Source organism: Caballeronia sordidicola (assembly GCF_002220365.1).
Taxonomy (GTDB): Bacteria; Pseudomonadota; Gammaproteobacteria; order Burkholderiales; family Burkholderiaceae; genus Caballeronia; species Caballeronia sordidicola_C.
This window is the reverse complement of record NZ_MTHB01000247.1, coordinates 47,581-54,547: the sequence shown is the minus strand read 5'-3', so window position 1 is coordinate 54,547 and position 6,967 is coordinate 47,581. Positions and strand designations below refer to the sequence as shown.

4 protein-coding genes are annotated in these 6,967 nt (G+C 60.8%); all 4 read right to left on the bottom strand.

Features of this window, described 5'->3' with window-relative positions:
* Positions 1-507: 507 nt before the first annotated feature.
* The 4 genes from BSU04_RS35200 to BSU04_RS35185 all read right to left on the bottom strand — a co-directional run bounded on the left by BSU04_RS35200 (position 508) and on the right by BSU04_RS35185 (position 6,508).
* Positions 508-912: a DUF2471 domain-containing protein gene (locus BSU04_RS35200; RefSeq protein ID WP_089164871.1), complete on the bottom strand. Its 405-nt coding sequence runs from the start codon at positions 910-912 to the stop codon at positions 508-510.
* A gap of 41 nt (positions 913-953) precedes the next feature.
* Complete coding sequence (locus tag BSU04_RS35195) at positions 954-1,235, bottom strand: hypothetical protein (protein ID WP_089164870.1); 282 nt, start codon at positions 1,233-1,235, stop codon at positions 954-956.
* 561 nt (positions 1,236-1,796) lie between these two features.
* Positions 1,797-3,707: a tetratricopeptide repeat protein gene (locus BSU04_RS35190; RefSeq protein ID WP_089164869.1), complete on the bottom strand. Its 1,911-nt coding sequence runs from the start codon at positions 3,705-3,707 to the stop codon at positions 1,797-1,799.
* Positions 3,707-6,508, bottom strand: coding sequence for an ATP-dependent DNA helicase (locus BSU04_RS35185; protein ID WP_089164868.1), 2,802 nt, complete (start codon positions 6,506-6,508; stop codon positions 3,707-3,709). Before BSU04_RS35185 ends, BSU04_RS35190 begins: the two co-directional genes overlap by 1 nt.
* Between the last annotated feature and the right edge of the window lie 459 nt (positions 6,509-6,967).

Below are 6,967 nucleotides of genomic sequence, written 5' to 3'. Positions count from 1 at the left end.
CCGATCGACTGTCGGCTCTTCGGCAACGAGAGCCTATAGGAGACGCTTGCGCGCATCGCACCAAACGAGCAGTTTGGCGCTCGTCAAACCCTCCGCATAGCAATACGCTGCACTGTCGCTGCCACGATCTTGCCGATTTAGGTTCACCGTCATCCGCGTTTCAATCTATCCCACGCACGATCCGCCCTGATAAATCGCCATAGCAGTGAACGTTTCGATCACATCGGAGCACTCCGCGGTTTCCTCCCTTGGGGCTTGTAGGACGCCTGCCCGCCTGCTTCTGCGCGAGTTCGCTTGCACGCGGATTCGGGCAGGCGTCCTACAACCCTAAACATGAAGAGACATTCGAGGCCGAGTCTAGGATTGCCGACAATTCAGCGGCAGCTCGCAAGCAGACATACGGTCATGTCCATGGGCGACCGGCCGAGGCGAGCCTCGTCTCGGTTTACTCTCTCCGTTGATCACGCGATTTTTCAGCCATGGATTGGTGCTATGGATATCGGTGCACTAGTCCGCGGTCGCCGCATCAGTTGTTTCGGCCTGCACCATCGCTCGCACGATCAGATAAACAGTTGGCAGATTGTCATCGTCACGCCGCCAGTCAACGGGATCGTCGAGGGCTGCTCCCGACAGGCGACTGTCGCCAAATCGTAGAAACATCGAACGAACTGTCTCGTTGTGCCTCGCCCGGAAGCCCCGATTCTCGAAGACCTGCTCGTCGATTGTCTGCAGCGTGCGCCAGGTCGGCAATCGCGCGCCACTTGAGTAACGGCGACGGCCGCTGTCGAGGTAACGACCGGCGGTCGTCGCCATGATCTGCTGGAGGTCTAGCGCGGCGCTTCGGAGCGCACGTTCGAGGGCTACGGAGTCGATTTGACCGGTATCCGTATCGAGATCAGTCGCGTTGATCATGCTGCTATCTTCCTAGGGGCTCGGGGCATGTAGCAGCAGCTTCAAAGGTGCTGCTTCAAAGGCGCTTGGCTTCGGTGTGCCAGCAACAGGCGAATCTGGGCGAGATAGCTATCCCCGACCGTGCAGTCTTCAACTGGTCGGTCATGTTGCCGTGACGTCGGTGGACGCACGCCGAGATAACGGCACACCGCGGATAAATACGGCTTGCCACTGCCTCCAAGATGCCGCGCAGCAGCAGCCACGCGTACGTCTCCGACATGCTTGCACAACCAGGCAAGCGTTTCGCGATCACTGTCGTTCAATATGCGTATGAGGTGGTTCATGACCTGATCCTGTATGGACATACACATGTAAATTTATACAGTATTTAATCGGGACGCAAGTCGAAACACAGGTTTGTCAGATTGAGGTGCAAAACCGCCGCAATCGGTACGCATGATTGACGCAAAATCGGGGGCGGTCGACCCAAAGGCAGTACGAATGGGAGCGCTGACAACGAGGACGCGGGCGTCCGGAGCGAAACGTTGAATGCGACTTGACGTGATCGAGTGTTCTCGATGAAGCAATGCGAAGAAGACTTGTAAGTTGTAGGCCTGAGGCCGTCGTCGTCCATTCCATCTCGGTCGCGCGCCGCCAATTGTCGTCCGGCAAAAGGCGGCCAGTTGCAGCCGTTCGCCGGGGTTCGATCGCGGACGTTCGAGCGACGATTCGCTCTCGGAAGGAGACATTCAGAGAGCCAAGTATCTATCGAGCGGGCCTCGACGGATCGAAGGACAAAACTAAACGATCTCCGAAAGCAACAGTGATGATCGGCTGCGCGGGGAAGCCAAGCGGAATGTATGCTGCAGCCTGTTATAGCGACGGAGCCGGTCAGGGCCAGCCGGTCAGGGCCATTCGCTTGCCGAGGCGCTGATCGCCTTCCAGCCCCACTGCATGCGCTTCTTGTCGAAGTTGAGCAGCGCGACGCCTGACACGAACTCGCCATCCTCTACGCCGGCTTTCTTCATCACGGCAGGCGGGATGAAAATATCGTCAGTTGTAAAGCCCATGTCGCCGCTCGTGCGAACGGTGCTCTCGAAGCGCCTGAACACGGCGGCGTCGGCCTGCTCGCGGCTGGGTTCCACCGAAAGGACCCGGTAACGGTCACACTTCTGCGACGTGAAGCGGGCCATCCTGACCGCCACCATATTCCCTTCGCACACCGGACCCGGCAGGGTGGCAAGCGGGATCACGCCATCGATCCCGCGCGCGACGATGAAGTGCGCGAGTTGCTTGTCCTTATTGACGTGGTCGATCACACCGACGCGAGTGGGGACGACATCCCAGTCGGCGCCGGCCCGTCGTTCGATCTTGTACACGTGGTAACGGTCGCCCGGCCGGAATTCCCCTTTCACTTGAACGGGTTCGCCGGAGCCGGCGTCGCGGAAAGGGAAGTCCGACTCTCGAACGAACACTTCCTTCGGCATGCCGTCGCCGGACGCCAGGTATATCCGCCGCCGCGTGCGCGTCTTGCCTTCCGCCGTGGTCACGGTGAAGCGTTCGCCGATCACAGCGGAAGTCCAGGGCAGGTCGTGCAGCAGCACGTCCTCGGCATGGGCTGCGCGGGCCTTGTAGTAGTCATGGTTCGACGCTGCCGGTTCCGTACCAGCGTACCACGGCTGCCGGGTGATCCGCGCGGCCGCTTCGGGTATCTTGTGCTCCGATGCCCTGCGATGAACAATCACGCGTTCCACCTCGCACTTCGCCCGCGCGAAGTCTTGCCCGGCGATTAGTGCATCGGCTAGTTTCAGGCGCAGCTTGCCGAGAAAGGTTTCGTCGCTGGAGCAGGTGAGGCCTTTGCAGTAGCAGGCGAGGGCAGCGTCGGGATCGGATGGCGCGCAGACATCGCCCAGCAATTCCCAGGTCCAGAACTCGTCCGGCTTCGCTTTGGTGACCAGCACCACGAACTGCATGGCTTCGCCGTGACGGTTCAGCGCCAGCAGGGCCTTGGCCTTCGTGTGCCTGAGCCAGAGACTGTCGGGATACCGGTCGATGGCATCTTCGAGATAAGGCTGAAGGTAGTCCAGGTCGTCTTGGTTGCACGACGCGATCACGTCTTTCGCGGCCAGCCTGATCACCTTTTCCGCAAGCGCCGGAAGGATTTTGCCATCGTCGGTCTGGTAGGGCTCGAAGTCGTCGCCGCTGAGATTGTCGAGATTCCACAGCCGCGAAAAGGCGAGCATTTTCAGGCTGTCCTGTCCGGCGAGCTGCGCCGCCTGCTTGAGCATGCAGCTATGCAAAAGCGACGGCTTTCCCACGGCGAGCATGAGGTAATCGCTGAGATTGCGCCTAACAAGTCCGACGTTCGGCGCGTCCTGCGTCAGCAACTGCTTGTTGTGACGATAGAGTTCCCAGCCCAGACTGGTCTGGATGTCCGCGTCGCCGGGCCGGGCGGCCAGCGCCTTGCGGTACAGGGCGACGGCTTGCGCGGCGTTGCCGGCCTGGCTCACGGTTTTCGCCTCCGCGAGCAGCCGCCCTTCCGGCCTGCACAGTGCAAGCGCCTTGTCGCGATGCGTGGCGAGAATCTCGTTGTCGGCGGAAGGAAGGATCGCTTCGAGCTGGGCGCGACAGGCTTCGAGCCGGGCGTCGTCACGGTTGGCGGACTCGCGCTTGATCAGGTCGATCAGGCACCAGGCGAGGGCGCTCTGCTCCCACTCGCCAGCGCCGGGCGCTTCCACCAATTCGAGCGCGAGTTCGTACGCTTCGTCGATCTTCCCTTGCTTGCGCCTGGCGAACACCTCTTTGCTGCCCGCCATCAGTTCATGCCCTCGGTGAGCAGCCGCTCCACCTCCGCGACCAGTGAACCCGGCGTACAAGAATGCAAGACAGGCTGGCAACTGGCGAAGCGGTCCTTGCTGTTGTACCAGATGTCATAGACCGCCTGCTCGACGCCCCTGGCGAAGGTGTAGCGCTGACACCATGGGAGCGCCTTCACGCGCGCAATCTGCATGTGCTGCGCGGCGGCGAGCCCGGTCAGGCGTTGGTGAAATGCTTGGAGGAACGGCTTGTCGAATACGATCGCCTCCGGCGGAGCCGTCGCCTCGATGACGACCATCCCGATTTTCAGCGGTGCGAGCAGCGCCTGCAACCAGCCGCTGAATTCGCCCACCGGCAGACCCTGTAGCGCAGTGATGCGTTCCTTGCCGTCATAGCCGATGTTGATCCGCGCCGTCTCGTTGCCGCGCCTGAAGAAATACGCTTCCTGGTACTGGTTGTGACGAATGTCTTCGAGATCCACTTCATGGCCCGCGAGCAGCGACTTCACGCGGCTGAGTATGGCGTGCAAGAACGTCTGCGAAGGGAGGATGCCGAGGGTATTCGTCACGGCGTCCACTGCGTTTATGACCTCCGCGGGCGGCGCGAGCGGCATTGACGGCTCGGCCGGAGCCGCGCTCAGCATGCCGGGCATCTTCACCATCTTGATTCCGCCGCCGAGCTTGAGGCGCGGCGGATCGAGCAGGTAAAGGTGGGATGCGGTGCGTGTAATCGCGGTATAGAACCAGCGGAAGTAGTCAGCGGACAATTGGCTCTGATGTGTCCGGCACTTCACGAACACATGGTTCCACTCGCTGCCCTGCGCCTTGTGGCAGGGCACCGCATAGCCGAACTTCAGGCGGAGCGCGTTGAAATAAGGGTCTGCCCGAAGCGCGTCGCGATACTGCTGAGTGCCGCGGCGAAGGTGCGAATGACGCATGCAGAAATCGACGTAGAGCGCCTTGTTCTGGTCGGAATCGAGCGCGGGCTGGTCGCTGTACAGCAAGTCTTCGATAATCTTCGCGACAAAGAAATGGGCCTGATCGTCCAGATCCCGGAAGCCGACTTCGACATCGCGAAAGTTCAGCGCGACATCAATGGCCTCGACTTTCCTGGTCTGCGGGTTCCTGCGCTTGAGCGTGACTGCCCGGCGTTCGGCATCGCCAAGCACCCGGCGCACCAGTCCGAAGTCGCCATTCGAGATGAAAAAGCCTTGGGCATGGCGGTTCGTGACCGCCATTACTTTGTCGCCGCGCGTGACTTCGGCGCTGCCGGGGAAGAAGTGCTCGCGCACGCTGCGATTGAACGCGGCTACATCGGAATTCGACCCGGCGATGATGATCGATTCGCCGTTGATCCTGTTCCCGCATGACTTGAGGTACGCAGGTATCCAGTCAGCGAGACCCATGTTATGCACATCGTCATGGCTCAAATCCACGTCGAGTTGATTGAAGACGCCCGTTCTCAGACTGTCACGCAGCGTCATCGAGTTGCGCATCACGCCGCTGCCGGCTTTTTGCCGTACGACTTCGGTCAGTTCATGGCCGGTCGCGCGCACGCCGTACTCGCGCAGGAGGTAGTCCTTGTCGAGCGCCGGCGAGAAATTCATGCCCACGGGCGGAAGCTGCGCGTCGTCGCCAATGAAGATGATTTTCTTGAAGTGGTCGTTGTGGTCGAGGTTGACATACTTGAGCCAGTCCCGCAGGAGGAAGCCACTGCCGAAGCGGAAGAACTCGTGCTCGTGGTAGACGTCGGCGAGCATGGACGCTTCATCGACGATGAACACGGTGTCCGCCGACAGTTCGTTGACGTTCAGTTCAGCGTAGCATTTGAAGGTCTCGCTGCCATCGAGTTCCTCCTCGCGATACTCACGGATATCCTTGAACGAGTAAATCGTCTTGTGGACGGTGTGGGCAGGCGACCGCGTCTTGCGTGCGATCACTTTCGAGGCCTTGCCCGTGGGCGCGGCGAGCACGTAGTTGCGGCCAATGGTGCGGAAATATTCCGTCAGGCCCTTGGTGATGAACGTCTTGCCGGTGCCGGCGTAACCCTTGAGGAGGAACACCGAGTGTTCCCGGTCGTCGAGGAACTGGCCGAGCCGGTCGACCAGGGAAGTTTGCCCGTCGGTCAGCGAGGCGCTAGCGAAGACGTCCTGAAGGCTCACGAGCCGGCGCGTCTGTTCCGGCGCGAGATCGATGGCGGCCGCCGCGCGGGACGATGCTTCCCTGAACTGCTCGAGCTTCTGGACATCGAGAATCCGGTGCAGATCCGTCAATTCCGTCAGCGCCGCCCGTTCCGAGGCCTTCAGCCGCGTCAGTTCCGCCGTGGCCTGCGCGAGTTGCGACGCCATGTCGTCGACAGGGCGTGGCGGCTCTTTCGCGGGATGCGGGGGCGCCGCGAAGTCCGGGTATGCCGCCGCCGATTCGCTGGTTCCGCACGTTCCCAAGAGCCACCGGGCGAGGTGATAGGCCTCCTTCAACAAGCCCAGCGCCTGGCCTGCGGCGAGTGAGGCGCCGTGCGCCGCTTTGTTGCCGAGCATGCGGATGGCATGCAGCTTGGCGACGATATCCGCGTCGACATTCGCCCGGAACGCTTCGGCATTGAGTTGCTCGAACAAGCTGCCTGACGACGCGACCGGCAGCCGCAATTCCCGATACAGCACCCCGGCCAGCGCCTCGGCGAAGCAACGCAACCTGACCGCGGCGGCTTCGGGATGGGTGTGCACCTGGCGTTCGGCTGCCGTCGCGTGTTCATAAAGCTGGGGCCACCGCGCCTGAAGGGCGCGGAAGTTAGTCGAAGTCATACTCGATATATGGGCTCGGCGAGCGATCACAGCTTGTTGGTTTGAAAAGCCAGCAGAGAGACGAACGGCCGAGCAGGCTGTTATTAAGCGAAATGTAACATAACGTAAAGACATTCGTTGGTGTGAGCGGAGGACCACCCTCGGGCTAAATGAAGAGCTGATGCAAACGCCCCGAAACCAGGTTCGCCACAAAAAAACGCCACCCGGAGGTGGCGAAAACACTTGTCTGCCTTGGCTAATCGTCGCGTTGCTGGCTTCCATCAAGTTTGTGACGCACGGTGATCGCGGGAAAGCGAGAGCAGCGGTCAAGCGGAACATTGTGCGTCTCATGTCGCCATCAGTCTTGGCGAGCGGATGGTCCCATCGACATATCTGAGTGCCAGTGCAGCATTGAAAGGGTCTTGGTGTCCGGTGATCGAAGCTACTTTTACCGTCGTCAATCCCTTCTAAAAGAGCCAC

Bases quoted from the DNA above. Each gene is read 5' to 3' on its own strand.
- BSU04_RS35200 (WP_089164871.1), bottom strand. From the start codon at position 912: ATGATCAACGCGACTGATCTCGATACGGATACCGGTCAAATCGACTCC.
- BSU04_RS35185 (WP_089164868.1), bottom strand. From the start codon at position 6,508: ATGACTTCGACTAACTTCCGCGCCCTTCAGGCGCGGTGGCCCCAGCTT.
- BSU04_RS35195 (WP_089164870.1), bottom strand. From the start codon at position 1,235: ATGAACCACCTCATACGCATATTGAACGACAGTGATCGCGAAACGCTT.
- BSU04_RS35190 (WP_089164869.1), bottom strand. From the start codon at position 3,707: ATGGCGGGCAGCAAAGAGGTGTTCGCCAGGCGCAAGCAAGGGAAGATC.